Origin of the sequence: Nonomuraea helvata, assembly GCF_039535785.1 — a bacterium.
In the GTDB taxonomy this organism is placed as follows: Bacteria; Actinomycetota; Actinomycetes; order Streptosporangiales; family Streptosporangiaceae; genus Nonomuraea; species Nonomuraea helvata.
Window position 1 is genome coordinate 203,607 of sequence record NZ_BAAAXV010000005.1, and the last position, 17,144, is coordinate 220,750.

Consider the following 17,144-nt stretch of genomic DNA (forward strand, 5'->3'; position numbering starts at 1 on the left):
GGCTATGACTCAATATCCAATCTAGTCATAGGGATACGCATGGCTGTGGCATTCACGGCGGAAGACCGGGCGCGCATCACCGAATCCCTGCTCGACGCCGCCGAAGAGCTCTTCGCCACCCAGGGCCTGAAGAAGACCTCGCTCGACGAGCTGGTCGCCGCCTCGGGCATCGCCAAGGGCAGCTTCTACGCGTTCTTCGACTCCAAGGAGGAGCTGTACAAGGAGGTGATGATCCGCAGGGCGCCGATGCTCGGCAAGCGGCTCGCCGCCGCCCTGGACCGGCCGCCGAGCGCCGAGGCCCTCGGCGCCCTCATGCGGGAGATGATCGAGGTGCTCACCACCGACCCGTTCTACCGGCGGCTGCTCACCCGCCCCGACGAGCTGGAGGCGGTGGCGCGCAGGGTCGGAGCCGAGGAGATCGCCCGGGTCACCCCTCACCTGCTGACGCCGCTGCTCGACTATCTCGCCCAGGGACAGGCCGACGGTGTCATCGTCGCGGACGCCCCGCCGGAGGTGCTGGTCGGCGTGCTGCGCACCGCCGGGCTGCTGGTGCTCAACCGCGACAGGTTCGGGCCGGACCACGCCCAAGTGGTCGAGGCCACCGTCAACGCGCTGGCAAGGGGGCTCGTCGCATGAGTGTTCTGAAGAGGTACGCGCAGGCGGCCGGGATGACGGACGAAGCCTGGAAGCGGCACGCCAACCCGTGGAGCGTCTGGACCAGGTTCGCGGCCATCCCGCTGATGATCGCGGCAATCTGGAGCAGGGAGTGGATCGGCTGGTGGGCGCTGGTCCCGGTGGGTCTGGTGGTCGTCTGGCTGGCGCTCAACCCGCACGTCTTCCCGGCCGTGGAGCAGCCCGACAGCTGGACGGCCAGGGGCATCTACGGCGAGAAGCTGTGGCTCCGGGACCGGTCGCTGGTCACCGGCGACCACCGGAGCGTGCAGCGGCTGCTCATCGCGGTCGGCGTGGCGGGCTTCGCGCTGCTCATCTGGGGGCTGATCGCGCTGGAGCCCTGGCCGACCGTCTTCGGCGCCACGCTGATCACGATCGGCCAGCTCTGGCGCATCGACCGCCTCGGCCAGCTCTACCTGGCACACCAGAAAGCTTCCCGCGAGTAGCCGGAACGCCATGCCGGACTCCACGACTGGTGCGGCGACCGCTGCCGCGTTGATGTCGGGACAACATGCCACGGGGGCGGCGCCTTCGCGCCGCTGCTCGCGACAGATGCCAAGTGCGCCGGGGACAGGCCACGTAGACGCGGCGGTGCATCGGTCCAGTCGCCAGACCATGGCCGGACCCTGCCTCTGGTCGTCGAGAACGAGTCCTTGCCCTGGGGCTTGAAGGGGCTGCCGCAGATGCCGTGACCGCCCTCAAGGAGGACCTTGCCGAGAACCTGTCGGTCGATATTCGGCAAGGGGGCGTCGGCCAGGACACTGATGGCGCACGGGGGTCAGAGCCGGCTGATCGCCGCCTTGATCGTGGCCAGATCGCCGAGGACGACCTCGGTGCGGTCGCGATCCGCGTGGAGGCGCCAGTGGGTCTCGGCCACCGCTTCCGGGGAAGCGGGAGAGCCGGGGGCGACAGCGGCGGAGATGGGCACATGGCCGACGTGGACGCCCTTGCCGGCGAGCGCCTCGGACAGGGACAGGGCGTAGTTGCGCAGCGCCGAGGCGGCGAGCCCCACGTTGCCCAGGAACGGCAGCGGGTGGACGGCCGAGATGCCCGAGGTGAAGAGCAAGGTGCCGGAGCCGCGCGCCAGCATGGGCGGCAGCACCGCGCGGACGGCCGTCACCGCGCCCAGCACCCCGCTGTCGAAGGCGTCCTGGGCGCTCTCCCTGGTGATCTCCAGCACCGGCGTGAGGGCCTTGACCGCGCCCACGCCGTTGTAGAGCAGGACGTCCGCCGGGCCGATGCCGGCCAGGGCGGCGGCCAGTGAGGCCTCGTCCGTCATGTCGGCCTCATGCGTGGAGACCCGGACGTCGTCCAGTTGCGCGGCCAGCGCCGCGAGGTTGGCCTGGCTCCGGGACACGAGCGAGACCTCGAAGCCCTCCTTGCCGAAGCGGCGGGCGACCGCGAGGCCGATGCCGGGACCCGCACCGATGATCGCGATCTTCATGTGGCACTCCTTAAGTCGAGGGTGGCCCTCACGTTAACACAAGCGGAGCCACACCCTCGACTTCACTAGAATGAGTGCATGATCCGCCGTGATGCGCAGCGCAACCGTGACGCTCTCGTGGTGGCGGCGCGGGAGGTCCTGGCCGAGCGGGGCGTCGGCGCGCCTCTGGAGGCCGTGGCCAAGCGGGCCGGGGTCGCGATCGGCACGCTCTACCGGCACTTTCCCGAGCGGGGCGAGCTCATCGACGCGATCCTCGAGGAGCAGCTGGCCGGCTGGGCCGAGCTGGCCAGGCAGGCGGTGGCAGCCGCCGACGCCTGGGAGGGGCTCGTGGGGTTCCTCGAGCGCACCTGCGAGCTGCAGGCCAGAGACAGAGCCTTCACCGAGCTGGTGTGCCAGGAGCACCAGAGCGACCGGTCCGAGGTCAACCGACTGATCGGCCAGCTGATCGAGCGGGCCCAGCGGGCCGGTGCGCTGCGGTTGGACGTGGGGCCGATCGATCTGGCGTTCTTCATGATGGCCTGCTCCCGGGTGGCCGAGCAGGATCCGGAGCGCTGGCGTCGCCACTTCACCCTCATGCTCGACGCGCTCCGCGCGGGATGACGCCCGGCTGACTGCCCGGACACGGCATGTGATCGCCGCGCGCTCATGACGCTGCGGCGTCGCGATGCGGGCATGGTCCACGCGGCAGGCGTACGGTGTTGATTGACACCAACACCCGAAAACCGGTGGCCACGCGGGTGCGGAACGTGAAACGGTCGCTTCCCATGATCCATTGGACCGAGGCGGGACAGGAACGGTCGGCGGTCTGGCGTTCCGCGCTGGGCATGCCGCCACCGAGGCGCGTGATCACGGCCGACGACCGGATGACGGCCGACGCCGCGTACCGGCTGGCCTGTGAGGGCACCGCGCTGCTGTGGCAGGGCGACTTCCAGAACGCCCGCCAGCTGCTGGCGGCCATGGGACGCCGGTGCAAGCCCGCCGCTCCCGGCGCCGACTTCCACCGCTACCGCCAGGCCCGGTCACAACGCGCGCGCACGCTGGGCATGCTGCTCATCCCGTTCGCCGAGGACCACGTGGTGCCGCTGCGCAGGGCGCCCGACGTGCGGGCCGCGTGCGCCGAGGTGTACGGCCCCGAGGCGCCTCCCGCCGTGGGCCAGCTACGGGAGCTGCTCGGCCTGATCGGGGCCCACGAGTGGCGGCGCAAAGGCGTGTACGTCCCCGCGCTCGGCGCCCGCATCCATCCGCACCACGGCGTGTTCTCGCCGATCAGAGGCGAGTACATCGATCTCGTCGCGCAGGCGCCGCTGCCGGACGACCGGCTGGCGTTCGACATCGGCACGGGCACGGGGGTGCTGGCCGCCGTCCTGGCCAGGCGGGGCGTGCGGCACGTCGTGGCCACCGACATGGATCAGCGGGCCGTGGACTGCGCCGGCGAGAACGTCGCCCGCCTGGGCCTGGCCGACCGGGTGGAGATCGTACGCGCCGACCTGTTCCCGCCCGGGGAGGCGCCGCTGATCGTGTGCAATCCGCCATGGCTTCCCGCCAAGCCGGTCTCTCCCCTCGACCAGGCGGTCTACGACCCTGAAGGGCGGATGCTGCGCGGCTTCCTCGACGGCCTCGCCGTGCATCTGGAGCCGGGTGGCGAAGGCTGGCTCATCCTGTCGGACCTCGCCGAGCACCTCGGCCTGCGTACCCGGGCCGACCTGCTGGCCGCGTTCGAGCGGGCGGGGCTGCGCGTGGCCGGACGCCTGGACGCGCGGCCCCAGCACAACCGGCCGCAGGACGAGCAGGACCCGCTGCACGCCGCCCGCGCCGCCGAGGTGACCTCGCTCTGGAGGCTCGCGCGCCGCTGAGCCCATGGCATGGCTCCCACGGCTCGCGCCGCAGCCCCGATGGCATGGCTCCCACGGCTCCGCCGTCGAGCCGATGGCTCTGAGGACCTCGCGCGCCGCCGAGCCGACGGCCTCAGCCGACGGCTCCGGAGGCTCGCGTGCCGGGGGCCGATGTTAGCCGCGGCCTCTCAGCGGCAGGAGAGATGCATGCACATCTCGGGGGTACAGAGTGTTCTGCCTGATCACCGCTACACGCAGGCGGAGATCACCGAAGCGTTCTCCCGGCTGACCGATTGTGACGAGGACCTGCTGAGACGCTTCCACACGGCCACCGGCGTGGAGGGCCGCAACCTCGCACTCCCGCTGGCCGACTACGCCAAGCTCGACTCCTTCGAGCGCGCGAACGACATGTACCTCGAGGTCGCCCTTGAGCTCGCCGAGCAGGCGCTGAGAGGCGCGCTGCGCAAGGCCGGCATCCGCCCCGAGAAGGTCGACCACCTGCTGTTCTGCTCCACCACCGGCGTCGCGACGCCCTCGCTGGACGCCAGGCTGGCCCAGCGGGTGGGGCTGCGGCCGGACGTCAAGCGGGTGCCCGTGTTCGGCCTGGGCTGCGCGGCGGGCGCGTCGGGGCTGTCGCGCCTGCACGACTACCTGCGCGGCTGGCCCGACCACGTCGCGGTGCTGGTGTGCGTGGAGCTGTGCTCGCTGACGATCCAGCGGGACGACACCTCGATCGCGAACCTGGTGGCCAGCGGCCTGTTCGGGGACGGCGCGGCGGCCGTCGTCGCGACCGGGCGCGGCGAGGGTCCCGAGGTCGTCGCCACCCGCAGCCGGCTCTATCCCGGCACCGAGCACCTCATGGGCTGGGAGGTCGGGCAGCACGGCTTCCGCATCGTGCTGGACCCGGACCTGACCGGGTTCGTGGAGCAGGCGCTGGGCGGTGACATCAAGACGTTCCTGGCGGACTACGGACTCACCCCCGACCAGGTCGCCACCTGGATCTGCCACCCCGGCGGCCCCAAGGTCATCGAGAAGATCGCGGAAACCCTCGGGCTGCCGCAGAAGGCGCTCGAGGTGACCTGGCGGTCGCTGCGCGAGCACGGCAACCTGTCCTCGGTCTCGGTGCTCCACGTGCTCCAGGAGACCCGGGGCCGGCCGGGCGCGCCAGCCGTGCTCCTCGCCCTGGGGCCGGGCTTCTCCGCCGAGCTGCTGCTCCTGCACTGGTGAGCGCGTACCTCGTCCTCATCGGCCTGGTCGTACTCGAGCGGCTGGCCGAGCTGACGGTGGCCCGCCGCAACCTGGCCTGGGCCAGGTCCAGGGGCGGCATCGAGTACGGCAGGCGGCACTACCCTTGGATCGTCGTGGCCCACGCCGCGCTCCTGGCGGCGGCGCCCGCCGAGGTGTGGCTGCTGGGCCGCCCCTTCGTCCCGCTGCTCGGCTGGCCGATGCTGGCGGTGGCCGTCCTCGCCCAGGGGCTGCGCTGGTGGTGCATCGGCACGCTGGGCAGGCAGTGGAACACCCGCGTCGTGGTGGTCCCGGACATGCCGCTCGTGCGCGGCGGGCCGTACCGGTGGCTGCGGCACCCCAACTACGTGGCCGTCGTCGCCGAGGGCCTCGCGCTCCCCCTGGTGCACACCGCCTGGCTCACCGCGCTGTGCTTCACCGCCGCCAACGCCGTGCTGCTCACCGTACGCATACGCGTCGAGAACGCGGCGCTCAGCGGGCGGCGGGCTCCGGCCGGGGAACCGTGATCTCCTCGAAACCCTCGGGCTGCTTGCCCGGATAGGCGCACAGCGCCCAGGACTGCCTCAACTACCCCACCCGTCACAAGCGATCACGCCTCGGTCGCGGTTTGCGCTCGCTTCCGTCACCGGCCCGGCCGGCCGCAGATCAAGTTTCGTCGTACGGCTTGGAGGTGGTTGCCATGAAAATTCGCCCCTTAGCGGCGGGTGCCGGGCTCGTCGCGCTGCTGACCCTGTCCGCGTGCGGCGGATCCGGTGGCTCGACGAGCGGTGAGCGGGCGCCCCAGCCCGCCAACGCCAACCAGCAACCCGTACGCCCGTCCCAATCCCCCGCCCAGCAGGAGCAGGAGGACGCCGAGCAGGACACGACCACGGCCCAGATCTCCACGTTCGCTCTGGACGTGGACACCGCCTCGTACGGCTACGCCCGCCGTACCCTCCAGGAGGGCCGCTGGCCCGCGCCCGCCGAGATCCGCCCCGAGGAGTGGGTCAACGCGTTCCGGCAGGACTACGCGCAGCCGCCGGACGACGGGTTCGCCGTGCACGTGGACGGCGCGAAGCTGCCGTCGCGCGACGAGGCGGTCCTGCGCGTCGGCCTGCAGACGCGCGCGTCGGACGCGGCCGGGCGGCGGCCCGCCAACCTCACGTTCGTCGTGGACGTCTCCGGCTCGATGGCCGAGACCGGCCGCCTGGACCTCGTCAAGTCGGCCCTGCTCAAGCTGCTCGACCAGCTCGCGCCCGGCGACCAGGTCTCGATCGTGTCGTTCAGCGACGAGGCCAAGGTGCTGGCGTCGATGACCCCGCTGACCGCCAGGGACGAGCTGCGCGAGGCGGTGGACGAGCTGACCGTCAACGGCGGCACGAACCTCGAGGCCGGGCTGGTCACCGGCTACCAGGAGGCGTCCAAGGCGTTCCGCCCCGCCGCCACGAACCGGGTCATCCTGCTCTCCGACGGCCTGGCCAACCAGGGCAGCACCGAGTGGCAGGCCATCCTCGACCGGGCCAAGGAGTACGCCGGCAGGCAGGTCACGCTGCTCACCGTCGGCGTCGGCCGCGACTACGGCGACGAGCTGATGGAGCAGCTCGCCGACAACGGCGACGGCATGGCCGTGTACGTCAGCAGCCAGGAGGAGGCCGACAAGATCTTCGCCACGCAGCTCCCCGCGAACATCGAGCTGCGGGCGCGCGACGCCAAGGCGCAGGTCGTCTTCAACCCGTCGGTGGTGGAGAGCTACCGGCTCATCGGGTACGACAACCGCGCGCTGGCCACCGAGGACTTCCGCGACGACAGCCGCGACGGCGGGGAGATCGGCCCCGGCCACTCGGTCACCGCGCTCTACTCGCTGCACCTCAAGCCGGGCGCCAAGGGGCAGCTCGCCCAGGCCACCGTACGCTGGCAGGACCCCGACACCAGGAACGCCTCGGAGGCGAGCAAGGCGCTGCAGGCCGACGAGCTGGCCCCGTCGGTGTGGGACAAGGCGCCGGTCCGGCTCCAGGTGGACGTGGCGGTCGCCGCGTTCGCGGTCTACCTGCGTGATCGCAAGGCGTTCGGCATGGACCTGCCCGAGCTCATGGAGCAGGCCACGCGGCTGGCGGCGGCGTCGGAGGACCCGATGGTGTCGGAGCTGGTCACGCTCATCAACAAGGCCCGCTCCGTGGGCTGATCCAGCCGTCGCCGAGTATGGGGGCGGCAGCGGCGGAACGGTAGTAGTAGTCGTACATCGCCTGGGCGAACCCGGCCTTCGACACGTGCGCGACCTTCTTGCCGCGCAGCCGATCGTACGACTCCCGTGACGCCTCTGCCGCCACGTCGTACGCCGCCCACAGGCGCAGGTACTCGGCCCGGTCGAGCCGCTCGTCCCCGTCGGCGTCGAGCGCGTCCCAGAGGGCGTTGGTGATCGGCCAGACCACGTTGGCCACGAACTCCGTCCGGTCGCGCTCGGGGGCCAGCGCGTAGTCGATGTAGGACTCCCTGCTGATGCGGCCGTGGGAGTCGGTGCCGATGTGGCGGACGGCATACCGCCAGACCCGCTCGTACGCGTTCCTGACCAGCCGGCTGCCCTGGTCGGAGAGCCCCAGCCGCTCGCAGAGGGAGGTGGCGACCACGATGATGTCCCGGTGATCGAGGTAGCCGTCGTGGTCCATGTCGCTGGTGTCGAACGCATGTCCAACATTTCGGGCACGTTCATCCATGACGGCCACCTTTGGTAACTGTGTCTTTACCGAACGTTACTTAAATACTGATCAGACCGGACGGCCTGTGTCAACGCGGTGGACACGAATCCCTGAGTGGGAGCCGGATGGATCGGCAGCACGCCCGCGTACAGCAGGTCGACCATCGGCATCGGCCGGGGATAGCAGAACACCGACGACCCCGTGCCGAGGATCGACGGGGTGTCGATGACGAGGGGCAGCTCGGCCAGGAGGAAGGGCAGCGCCTGCTCGGCCTGCTCGCGCGAGAGCTCCGGCACTCCGACGATGGGCCGCACCGCGTCCAGGCAGTGCTCCGCGAAGGCCGGATGGGTCGCGAAAAGGCGCTCCAGGCCCGTTCGCGCCTCGCCGTAGGCCCGGTTCGGAGCCAGCTCGTTCCAGTCGGACACCGTGGCGTTCGACGGATCGAGGGCGTCGAGCGCGCGGATCACCCGGTTACGTGTGTTGTTGGCGGCCGACCGCGCCTTGGCCCCCGCCTTGGCAGCCGGGCAGCCCCTCGCGACCAGCGTCCCGGCCAGCTCGACGCCGGGCACGAGGACGTGGACCCGCGCGAACGTCCGGGTCGCCCAGTCGAGCAGGTGCCTGATGGTCCGCGGGGCGAAGTAGCCGTTCAGGGCGCTGACGCCGACGACGGCATGCTCCCGCCCGTCGAGGATCTGGGCGCAGCGTGAGGTCAGGGGTACTGGGTCGAAGCCGATCACGGCACGGACAGTAGCAAGCTTTTACTCTCCGTATGCAACCTTTTTAAGGTGTGCTTCGGGGGTCACGAAATCGGCTACACTCATACACGCAACAAGGGGCTATGGCGCAGTTGGTAGCGCGCCTCCATGGCATGGAGGAGGTCTGGGGTTCGAATCCCCATAGCTCCACCCACACGAAGCCCGGGCTCAGCGCCCGGGCTTTCTGCTTTCCGTCGGCGGCATAGGACAAATGTCATGCCGAGGTCAGGATCGACGGCACCTGTCACGGCCGGCAAACCGCCGGAAGATCGAGTCATGAGACGAATCCTCCCGGCCCTGGGGCTCGCCCTGCTCGCCCCGCTGATCGCCGAGTTCCTGCTCGGCGACTTCCCCCTGACGTACCTGTACTTCCTGGTCCTGCTCGTCCCCACGCAACGGGCACTTCCTGGCGTCCGTGCCGCAGCTCGTGTCGATCGTGGTGATCGTGGTCCTGCTCGTGGTCGCGGCGTTCCGGCTGCCGCGGCGCAGGAGCGCCGCCGGGCGGGCGCCCTCGCCGTGGCTGGTGCTCGGAGCGACGCTGCTGGCCGGGGCGGTGTTCGAGCTGCAGACCGTGATCGACGGGCTGCCGGTCTGGGTGACCATCGTCTCGCTCGTCGTGGCCGAGGCGGGTATGGGCTGGCTGGCGCTCACCTGGTCGGCGCGCGAGGGATGGGACGGCAGGCACCGCATGGCGCTGGCCGGTGGGGCGCTGCTGACCTACGCCTGGCACGCGTTCCTGTCGCACCCGGTGGTGCCGTCCTCCGCCGTGCTCGACCTCGTGAGCCACGTCGTGTTCGGGCTGGCGGCGCTGGCTCTCCTGCTGGTGGCGGTTCAGAGGGTGAAGTCGAAGGTGTAGGAGTGGCCCCCGTCGGGTCCGATGAGGATGTTCATCTCGCCCCTGAGCCCCCGCAGGTCCCCGGTGCCCGAGTCCGGGACGACCGAGACGGTCAGCGACTGCTTCCCGCGGTCGCTGACCGCGTTGTGCTGCACGACGAAGGCCCCCGAGCGGCCGTCGAGAGTGCCCTCGATGCGCTCCAGCGCCACGTACGACTTCGAGTCCTCCACCTCCGTCGCGGCCACCAGCAGATGCACGACGCTGGTGCCGGTCAGGTCCCCGTGGAAGGTCTTGGACATGGTCACGAGCCCGAGTGAGACGCCGTCACGCTCCTCGAAGGGCGGCTTGGCGTCCCAGCCGGCGGTGTCGAAGGTTCCCTTGGCGAACATGTGCCTCATCATGCCGGGCGTACCTGTCAGGTCCCGTCAGGTACCGGTGAGCCGCTCCACCACCGGGGCGAACTCGTCCAGGTACTGGGCGTTCACCGACACGTACGAGACGCCGAGCCTGTCCCTGCGCCGGCGGAGCGCGTCCACCATCTCGTCCGCCGTCCCCAGCAGGAACCCGGTGCCGCCCGCCGTGACGGACAGCCAGGAGGGCGGCTCGGCGCCGGCGGCCGCGAGGTTCATGTTGAGCTCCAGGTCGTGGAAGCGGTCGCCGGCCAGCTCGTACAGCTCGTCCAGCTTCGCCGCCACCTGGTCCTCCGTGTAGTGCCGCGGCACGCCCAGCGCCACCGTGTCGGCCTTCTGCGCGGCCAGCCTGAGCAGCCTGGTCCCGGAGGCGGCGACGAGCACGCGAACGTCCTTGACGGCGCCGATGGTCTCGGAGAGCCGCTCGATGCGCTCGCCCGGTGTCCCGTACCTCACGCCGAGCGCCGCGGCGTCCTGCTCCGCGTCCGGGCGGCCTGCGCCCAGACCCAGCTCGAAGCGGCCGCCGGTGAGCGTGTGCAGGGTGGAGGTCTCCCGCGCCACGGTCTCGGGCGTGCGGTTGGCGGCGCTCAGCACGAACGTGCCCACGCGCAGGGTCGTCGTGGCCGTCGCGGCGACGGCGGCGGCGATGAAGGGCGACAGCGTGCGGAGCGTGTCGGGCACCAGCAGCGTCGAGTAGCCGAGGCTCTCCGCCCGGCGGGCCAGGCCGGTCCACGCGGCGGCGTCGGTGGCATGTCCGGCGACCGCGCCGAACCTGAACGGGTGAGTGGTCATGCCACCAACGATCTCCGACGCGCGGGCCGGGCACATCGTCCGCCGGGCCGGTGGCCCACTACACCCGGGGGCGCAAGGCCGCGCGGGAGGCTACTCCCCCAGCAGTATCCGCGTGAAGTCGTTGGCGAACTTGCCCTGGGGGTCGAGCCGCCGGGCCAGGGAGCGGAAGCGGTCGGGGCAGGCGGGCCACCGGGTGAACAGCTTGCCCCAGTGCGGCCGTGGCTCGAACGGCGCCAGCGTCTCCTCCACCAGCTTCAGCACCGGCAGCACCCCGGCGACGTCCCTCACCCAGGTGAAGTGGATGCCCACGCTGTCGCGGCCGTGGAACGGGCTGAGCCAGAGGTCGTCGGCCGCGATCGAGCGCACTTCCGAGATGTGCAGGACGGGCCGGATCCGATCGCCGATCGCGTACAGCTCGCGCAGCGCCTTGACCGCGTGCTCCCTGGGCACGATGAGCTCCGACTGCAGCTCGTCGCCCGCGCCGCTCGGCTCGGCGTCGTGCCGGAAGTGCGGCAGCCGCTCGTACCACGGACCCGGCACGCCGAGCTGGACCGTGCAGCTCTCGGCGGGCATGCCGGGCAGCGGGTGGCGGGGGCCGTCGGCCGGGGTGGTGCCGTACCAGTCGGGGCTGGTCAGCTCCTCCGTGCGCTTCAGCCAGACGCGGGTGTCGCGCCAGTCGGTGAAGAGGCTGACGCTGTAGCCGCCGGCCATGATCTCGTCGAAGTCGGCCAGCGCGTCCACGGACAGGCCCTCGCGTACGTACTGGCGCACCTCGAAGGCGGGCACCAGGTCGAGGGTCACCGAGGTGACGATGCCGAGCGCGCCGAGCGCCACCACCGCGCCGGGGAAGTCGGCGTCGCCGCGGGAGAGCGTCAGCACCGAGCCGTCGGCGGTGACGAGGTCGAGCGAGGACACGGCGGCGGCCAGGCTGGGCACGGCGTCACCGGAGCCGTGCGTGCCCGTCGCGACCGAGCCCGCCACGGAGATGTGCGGCAGCGAGGCCAGGTTCGCCAGCGCGAAACCGGCCTCGTGCACCAGCGGGGCGAGCCGCGCGTACGTCATGCGCGCGGGCACCCGCACCTTGGCCGCCGCGCTGTCGATCTCCACCGTGTCCGGCATCCGGTCGAGCACCACGAGGTCACCGGTCGTGTCCGCGACGTCGTTGAACGAGTGACCGCTGCCCAGCGCCCGCACGCGGGAACCGGCCGCGACGAGCCGCTGGAGCTCGTCGAGCGAGGTCGGATGGTGGACATCTTGCGCCCGAAATGCGGTGTTTCCCGCCCAATTGGTCAGCGTCACGGCCATACCTTCCCATAGCCCACCTTGTCAGCCTCGGCCGGGTGCCGCTAGTTTCGAGTGCCGCTGACGGAGGTGCGCCGTGCTCTACCTGTCCGAGGCCATCAGCCTCGTCACGCTCGTGCTCTGGCTCTACTGCCTTTTCGACGTGATCACCACGCCCGACGTGCTCTGCAGGAACCTGCCGAAGATCGCCTGGGTGGTCATCGTGCTGATCTTCCCACTGATCGGCTCCGTCGCCTGGCTGGTGGCCGGGCGCCCGGAGCGGGCGCAGTCGGTGACGCAGCCGAGCGCGTTCCCCGAGTACGACCGTCCCGGCCGCTTCGCCGCCACCAACCCCGATGACGACGAGGAGTTCCTGCGCCGCTGCCGCGAGCGCGCCGAGGAGCAGCGCAGGAACGCACCGAAGAAGCCTCCCGAGAGCTAGAAGCCCTGGGCCAGGCGGTAGTACGCCTGGTTCCAGCGCAGCTCCTTGGCGAAGCGCTCGGTCGTCGTGTCGGCGTCGATGACCACCAGCTCCACGCCGAGCATGTCGGCCAGGTCGGTCAGCTCCTCGCGGCCGACGGCCGTGGACAGCACCGTGTGGTGCGGCGCGCCCGCCGTGAGCCACGACTCCGTGGACGTCCGGAAGTTGGGCCGGGGGGTCCAGACCGCGCGGGCGACCGGCAGCTTGGGCAGCGGCTGGGGCGGCGCCACGAGGTCGATCTCGTTGGCCACCAGCCGGAACCTGTCGCCCATGTCGGCCAGGCCCACCACGATGCCGGGGCCGGGCTCGGCGTCGAACACCAGCCGGACCGGGTCCTCCCTGTTGCCGATGCCCAGCGGGTGGATCTCGCACGACGGCGTGCCGGAGGCGATCGAGGGGCAGACCTCGAGCATGTGCGCGCCCAGGATGAGCTCCTGGCCGGGCGTCAGGTCGTAGGTGTAGTCCTCCATGAACGACGTGCCGCCCGGCGTCATGGCCTTGAGCGTGCGCAGCAGCACCGAGGTCTTCCAGTCGCCCTCGCCGCCGAAGCCGTACCCGTCGGCCATGAGCCGCTGCACGGCCAGGCCGGGGAGCTGGCGCAGGCCGCCGAGGTCCTCGAAGTTCGTGGTGAACGCCTTGAAGCCGCCCGCCTCGAGGAAGCCGCGCAGGCCCAGCTCGATCCTGGCCGCGTAGCGCAACGACTCGTTGCGCTCGCCGAGCAGCTCGGGCGCGACGGTGTACTGCTCCGCGTACTCCTTGACCAGCGCCGTCACGTCCGCGTCGGACGCCGCGTCCACGGCCTCGACCAGGTCGTTCACGCCGTACGTGTTCACCGAGACGCCGAAGCGGAGCTGCGCCTCGACCTTGTCGCCCTCGGTGACCGCCACGTCGCGCATGTTGTCGCCGAAGCGGGCCAGCTTCAGCGTGCGGACCTCGGCCAGGCCCTTGGCCGCGCGCTCCCAGGCCAGGATGCGCTCGCCCACCACCGGGTCCGAGACGTGCCCGGCCACGGTCTTGCGCGGCACGCCCAGGCGGGTCTGCACGAACCCGAACTCGCGGTCGCCGTGCGCGGCCTGGTTGAGGTTCATGAAGTCCATGTCGATGGAGCTCCACGGGAGCTCCACGTTGGCCTGCGTGTGCAGGTGCAGCAGCGGCTTGCGCAGCGCGTCGAGCCCCGCGATCCACATCTTGGCGGGGGAGAACGTGTGCATCCACGCGATCACGCCGGCGCACTCGTCGTCGGCGTTGGCCTCCAGCATCAGCCGCCTGATCGCCGCGGCGTCGGTGAGCACCGGCTTCCACTCCACGGTCACGGGGAGCTGCTCGGCGATCCGCTGGGACTGCTCGGCCACCTGGCGCAACGTGTCCTCGCCGTACAGCCCCTGGCTGCCGGTCAGAAACCAGATCTTCAACGCGGGCTCCTCTGTCCGTAGACGTTCTGATAGCGGTCGTACAGGCGGTCGATGTCGTCCTGCGGGATGGGCAGCGGCTCACCGAGCTGCCTGGCCACGTGGACGGTACGGGCCACGTCCTCGCACATCACGGCGGCCTTCACCGCCGCCTTCGCGTCCTTGCCGATGCTGAACACGCCGTGGTTCTGCATGAGGACGGCCTTGGAGCGGTGGCCCTTGAGCGTCTCGACGATGCCCTGGCCGATCGAGTCGTCGCCGATCAGCGCGAACGGGCCGACCGGGATCTCGCCGCCGAACTCGTCCGCCATGGCGGTCAGCACGCACGGGATGGCCTCACCGCGCGCGGCCCAGGCCGAGGCGTAGGTGGAGTGGGTGTGCACGACACCGCCGACGTCGGGCATGTTGCGGTAGACGTACGCGTGCGCGGCGGTGTCGCTGGACGGCGCGTGCTCGCCCTCCACGAGGTTGCCGTCGAGGTCGCACACCACCATGTTCTCCGGCGTCAGCTCGTCGTAGGAGACGCCGGACGGCTTGATCACGAACAGGTCCTCGCCCGGGATCCGCCCCGACACGTTGCCCGCCGTCCAGACGACCAGGTTGTAACGGACCAGCTCGGCATGGAGGTCGGCGACGATCTTCCTTACGCTCATGCCTGGGCCTCGTTCCTGATCGCGCGGAGGGTGTGCAGCATCTTTCCGTCTCCGAAGAAGTCGTGGAGCCTGCGGTACTCGGCGTAGAGCCGGTCGTAGGCGTCGGCGCTGGCCTCGTCGGGCACGTACGCGGCCTCGGTGCGCTTGCCCATCGCCGCCGCGGCCTCCTCGATGCCCGGGTAGGCGCCGGCGGCGACGGCCGCGTGGATGGCCGAGCCGAGCGCGGGCCCCTGGTCGGAGCCGATGACCGACAGCGGGCGGCGCAGCACGTCGGCGTAGACCTGCATGAGGAAGCGGTTCTTCAGCAGGCCGCCGGCGACCACGAACTCCTCGACCGGCACGCCCGACTGCTCGAACGTCTCCACGATCATCCGGGCGCCGAACGCGGTGGACTCGATGAGCGCCCGGTAGACGTCCTCGGGCTTGGTGGCCAGGGTCTGGCCGATGATCACGCCGGAGAGGTTGTGGTCCACGAGCACCGAGCGGTTGCCGCCGAACCAGTCGAGCGCGACCAGGCCGTGCTCGCCGACGGCCTGCTTCTCGGCCAGCGCGGTCAGGCGCTCGTGATCCAGCTCGCCGCCGAAGTTGTCGACGAACCAGGCGAAGATGTCGCCGACCGCCGACTGGCCGGCCTCGTAGCCCCACAGGCCGGGCACGATGCCGTCGCGTACGACGCCGCACATGCCGGGCACCTCGGCGAGCCGGTCGCTGGGCATGATGTGGCAGGTGGAGGTGCCCATGATGGCCACCATCTGGCCGGGCCTGACGGCGTCGGCGGCGGCCGCGGTGACGTGGGCGTCCACGTTGCCGACGGCCACGGCGGCGCCCTCGGGGATGCCGGTCCACTCGGACGCCTGCGCGGTCACGCGGCCGGCGAGACCGCCGAGCGGGGCCAGCGTCGTGCCGTTGACCTTCTCGCCGACCTGTCCGGTGGCGAGCTTGCTCGCGAAGCCGGCGAAGCCGGGGTTGAGCTCGGCGAGGTACTCCTCGGACGGGTAGCCGCCGTCCTGGAAGATCCCCTTGTAGCCGACCGTGCAGATGTTGCGGCTCTCCACGCCGGTGAGCTGCCAGATGATCCAGTCGGCCGCCTCGATCCAGCGCTCGGCCCTGGCGTACACCTCGGGGGCCTCCTCCAGGACCTGCAGGCCCTTGGCGAACTCCCACTCCGAGGAGATCTTGCCGCCGTAGCGCGGCAGCCAGCTCTCCCCCCGGCGCGCGGCCAGCTCGTTGATCCGGTCGGCGTGCGGCTGCGCGGCGTGGTGCTTCCACAGCTTCGGCCAGGCGTGCGGCTCGTCGGGCGTCTCGAAGCAGAGCGGCGTGCCGTCGGCCGTGGTGGGCAGCACGGTGCAGGCGGTGAAGTCGGTGCCGACGCCGATGACGTCCTCGGGCGCGACTCCCGCGGCGGCGATCGCCTGGGGCACGGCGATCTTCAGCACGTCGATCCAGTCCTGCGGCGACTGCAGCGCCCAGTCCGGTCCCAGTCTCTTGCCGGAGCCGGGCAGGCTGTGCTCGATCACGCGGTGGGCGTACTCGTGCACCGCGCTGCCGAGCTCCGCGCCATCGCTGACGCGGACGACGACGGCACGCCCTGAGAGCGTGCCGAAGTCGACTCCGACCACGTAACTGTTAGCGTTCACATTTCACTCCCGGGGGTTACTTCCATGCCAATCATCACCTACGAGCCGCCGCTGTGCTCGACCGCACGACGAAGCTGGGCGGCACGACCAGACGCTCGTACGCGGTCGGCCCCACGTCGATCTGCCGCAGCAGCACCTCGATGCAGTGCCTGCCCACCATGTCGAAGTCCTGCCTGACCGTGGTGAGCGGCGGCGAGAAGAACTCCGACTCGGGGATGTCGTCGAAGCCCACCACGCTGATCTGGTCGGGCACCCGCACGCCCGCCTCGCTGAGCGCCCGCAGCACGCCGAGCGCCATCTGGTCGTTGCCCGCGAACACGGCCGTGACGCCCTCCATCGCGGCCAGGCTCTTGCCCGCCTCGTAGCCCGCGCGGGGGCTCCAGTCGCCGGCCAGCGGCTCGGGCACCGGGCGGCCCGCCTCCCTCAGGGCGGCGCGCCAGCCCTCCATCCGGCCCTCGGTCTCCAGCCAGTCGGGCGGGCCGCTGACGTGCCACACGGTCTCGTGGCCCAGCTCCAGCAGGTGGCGGGTGGCGAGCCTGGCGCCCTGGACCTGGTCGATGCAGACCACCGACACGTCGGCGCTGTGCGTGCCCTCGACCGCCACCGCCGGCATGCCCGGCGGCAGGTTCTCCAGGGCGCGCCCGGCCGAGCGCTGCGGCGCGACCACCACGACCCCGTCCACGCCCTGCTCGGCGAGGTACTCGATGGCGTCGCGCACGTTCGCCGCGTCGATCGACTTGAGGCTGACGATGCTGATGAAGTAGCCCGCGGTCCTGGCCGCCTGCTCGATGCCGTAGATCGTGCTGGCCGGGCCGTACAGCGTGGTGTCGAAACTCACCACGCCGAGCGTCCGCGACCGCTTGGTGACCAGGGCGCGGGCGACCAGGTTACGTCGGTAGCCCAGCCGGGTGATCGCCTCCTCCACCCGGGCCCGGGTGTCGGGCCGGACGTTCGGGTGGTCGTTCAGCACCCGGGAGACCGTCTGGTGCGACACGCCCGCCTCCTTGGCCACGTCGGCCATGACCG

19 protein-coding genes and 1 tRNA gene are annotated in these 17,144 nt (G+C 71.1%); 10 read left to right on the forward strand and 10 right to left on the reverse strand.

The window, feature by feature from the left end; genetic code table 11:
* Positions 1-39 precede the first annotated feature (39 nt).
* The gene (locus ABD830_RS20230) at positions 40-636 is read left to right on the forward strand and encodes a TetR/AcrR family transcriptional regulator (RefSeq protein ID WP_344989386.1); all 597 of its coding nucleotides are present in this window, start codon (positions 40-42) and stop codon (positions 634-636) included.
* Positions 633-1,118 (forward strand): DUF6653 family protein, encoded by a 486-nt coding sequence (locus ABD830_RS20235; protein WP_344989389.1) that lies wholly within the window; start codon positions 633-635, stop codon positions 1,116-1,118. Before ABD830_RS20230 ends, ABD830_RS20235 begins: the two co-directional genes overlap by 4 nt.
* 332 nt (positions 1,119-1,450) lie before the next feature.
* Here ABD830_RS20235 and ABD830_RS20240 read toward each other — a convergent pair whose 3' ends face one another.
* Entirely contained in the window at positions 1,451-2,116 is a 666-nt protein-coding gene (locus tag ABD830_RS20240; RefSeq protein WP_344989392.1) for an SDR family NAD(P)-dependent oxidoreductase, read from the reverse strand.
* Positions 2,117-2,194: 78 nt separating this feature from the next.
* Between ABD830_RS20240 and ABD830_RS20245 the strand changes: the two genes are divergently transcribed.
* The 5 genes from ABD830_RS20245 (at position 2,195) to ABD830_RS20265 (ending at position 7,354) form a co-directional block, all read left to right on the forward strand.
* Positions 2,195-2,716: a TetR/AcrR family transcriptional regulator gene (locus tag ABD830_RS20245; protein WP_344989395.1), complete on the forward strand. Its 522-nt coding sequence runs from the start codon at positions 2,195-2,197 to the stop codon at positions 2,714-2,716.
* A 164-nt stretch (positions 2,717-2,880) separates the two neighbouring features.
* On the forward strand, positions 2,881-3,969 hold the full coding sequence (locus ABD830_RS20250) for a methyltransferase (protein ID WP_344989398.1): 1,089 nt from the start codon (positions 2,881-2,883) through the stop codon (positions 3,967-3,969).
* A gap of 186 nt (positions 3,970-4,155) precedes the next feature.
* Entirely contained in the window at positions 4,156-5,175 is a 1,020-nt protein-coding gene (locus ABD830_RS20255; RefSeq protein ID WP_344989401.1) for a type III polyketide synthase, read from the forward strand.
* Positions 5,172-5,699 (forward strand): isoprenylcysteine carboxyl methyltransferase family protein, encoded by a 528-nt coding sequence (locus ABD830_RS20260; protein ID WP_344989404.1) that lies wholly within the window; start codon positions 5,172-5,174, stop codon positions 5,697-5,699. The genes ABD830_RS20255 and ABD830_RS20260 overlap by 4 nt, the downstream gene beginning before the upstream one ends.
* Positions 5,700-5,872: 173 nt before the next feature.
* On the forward strand, positions 5,873-7,354 hold the full coding sequence (locus ABD830_RS20265) for a vWA domain-containing protein (protein ID WP_344989407.1): 1,482 nt from the start codon (positions 5,873-5,875) through the stop codon (positions 7,352-7,354).
* Here the strand turns inward: ABD830_RS20265 and ABD830_RS20270 are convergent.
* On the reverse strand, positions 7,329-7,883 hold the full coding sequence (locus ABD830_RS20270; RefSeq protein WP_344989410.1) for an EF-hand domain-containing protein: 555 nt from the start codon (positions 7,881-7,883) through the stop codon (positions 7,329-7,331). The genes ABD830_RS20265 and ABD830_RS20270 overlap by 26 nt on opposite strands.
* Before the next feature lie 26 nt (positions 7,884-7,909).
* Positions 7,910-8,602, reverse strand: a complete 693-nt coding sequence (locus tag ABD830_RS20275; RefSeq protein ID WP_344989413.1) for a tRNA-dependent cyclodipeptide synthase — start codon at positions 8,600-8,602, stop codon at positions 7,910-7,912.
* Between the two features lie 95 nt (positions 8,603-8,697).
* On the opposite strand from ABD830_RS20275, the gene ABD830_RS20280 reads away from it, so the two are divergent.
* Both ABD830_RS20280 and ABD830_RS20285 read left to right on the forward strand, forming a co-directional pair.
* A tRNA-Ala gene (locus tag ABD830_RS20280) sits at positions 8,698-8,770 on the forward strand.
* A 265-nt stretch (positions 8,771-9,035) separates the two neighbouring features.
* Positions 9,036-9,476, forward strand: coding sequence for a hypothetical protein (locus ABD830_RS20285; RefSeq protein WP_344989416.1), 441 nt, complete (start codon positions 9,036-9,038; stop codon positions 9,474-9,476).
* Here ABD830_RS20285 and ABD830_RS20290 read toward each other — a convergent pair.
* The 3 genes from ABD830_RS20290 to ABD830_RS20300 all read right to left on the reverse strand — a co-directional run bounded on the left by ABD830_RS20290 (position 9,452) and on the right by ABD830_RS20300 (position 11,962).
* Positions 9,452-9,844 carry a DUF3224 domain-containing protein gene (locus ABD830_RS20290; protein ID WP_344989420.1) on the reverse strand — a complete coding sequence of 131 codons (393 nt, stop codon included), beginning with the start codon at positions 9,842-9,844 and terminating at the stop codon, positions 9,452-9,454. The two genes, ABD830_RS20285 and ABD830_RS20290, sit on opposite strands and share 25 nt — an antisense overlap.
* Positions 9,845-9,880: 36 nt before the next feature.
* The gene (locus ABD830_RS20295; RefSeq protein WP_344989423.1) at positions 9,881-10,657 is read right to left on the reverse strand and encodes an LLM class flavin-dependent oxidoreductase; all 777 of its coding nucleotides are present in this window, start codon (positions 10,655-10,657) and stop codon (positions 9,881-9,883) included.
* A gap of 90 nt (positions 10,658-10,747) precedes the next feature.
* The gene (locus ABD830_RS20300; RefSeq protein WP_344989425.1) at positions 10,748-11,962 is read right to left on the reverse strand and encodes an FAD-binding protein; all 1,215 of its coding nucleotides are present in this window, start codon (positions 11,960-11,962) and stop codon (positions 10,748-10,750) included.
* 73 nt (positions 11,963-12,035) lie between these two features.
* On the opposite strand from ABD830_RS20300, the gene ABD830_RS20305 reads away from it, so the two are divergent.
* The gene (locus tag ABD830_RS20305; RefSeq protein ID WP_344989428.1) at positions 12,036-12,380 is read left to right on the forward strand and encodes a PLD nuclease N-terminal domain-containing protein; all 345 of its coding nucleotides are present in this window, start codon (positions 12,036-12,038) and stop codon (positions 12,378-12,380) included.
* Here ABD830_RS20305 and araA read toward each other — a convergent pair.
* The 4 genes from araA to ABD830_RS20325 are packed head-to-tail and all read right to left on the reverse strand — an operon-like array spanning position 12,377 to position 17,139.
* The gene (gene araA / locus ABD830_RS20310; RefSeq protein WP_344989431.1) at positions 12,377-13,831 is read right to left on the reverse strand and encodes an L-arabinose isomerase; all 1,455 of its coding nucleotides are present in this window, start codon (positions 13,829-13,831) and stop codon (positions 12,377-12,379) included. The two genes, ABD830_RS20305 and araA, sit on opposite strands and share 4 nt — an antisense overlap.
* Positions 13,828-14,481, reverse strand: a complete 654-nt coding sequence (locus ABD830_RS20315) for an L-ribulose-5-phosphate 4-epimerase (protein WP_344989433.1) — start codon at positions 14,479-14,481, stop codon at positions 13,828-13,830. The genes araA and ABD830_RS20315 overlap by 4 nt, the downstream gene beginning before the upstream one ends.
* Positions 14,478-16,100, reverse strand: coding sequence for a ribulokinase (gene araB, locus ABD830_RS20320; RefSeq protein ID WP_344992932.1), 1,623 nt, complete (start codon positions 16,098-16,100; stop codon positions 14,478-14,480). Before araB ends, ABD830_RS20315 begins: the two co-directional genes overlap by 4 nt.
* Positions 16,101-16,152: 52 nt before the next feature.
* A complete protein-coding gene (locus ABD830_RS20325; protein ID WP_344992934.1) occupies positions 16,153-17,139 on the reverse strand; it encodes a LacI family DNA-binding transcriptional regulator in 987 nt (328 codons plus the stop codon).
* Between the last annotated feature and the right edge of the window lie 5 nt (positions 17,140-17,144).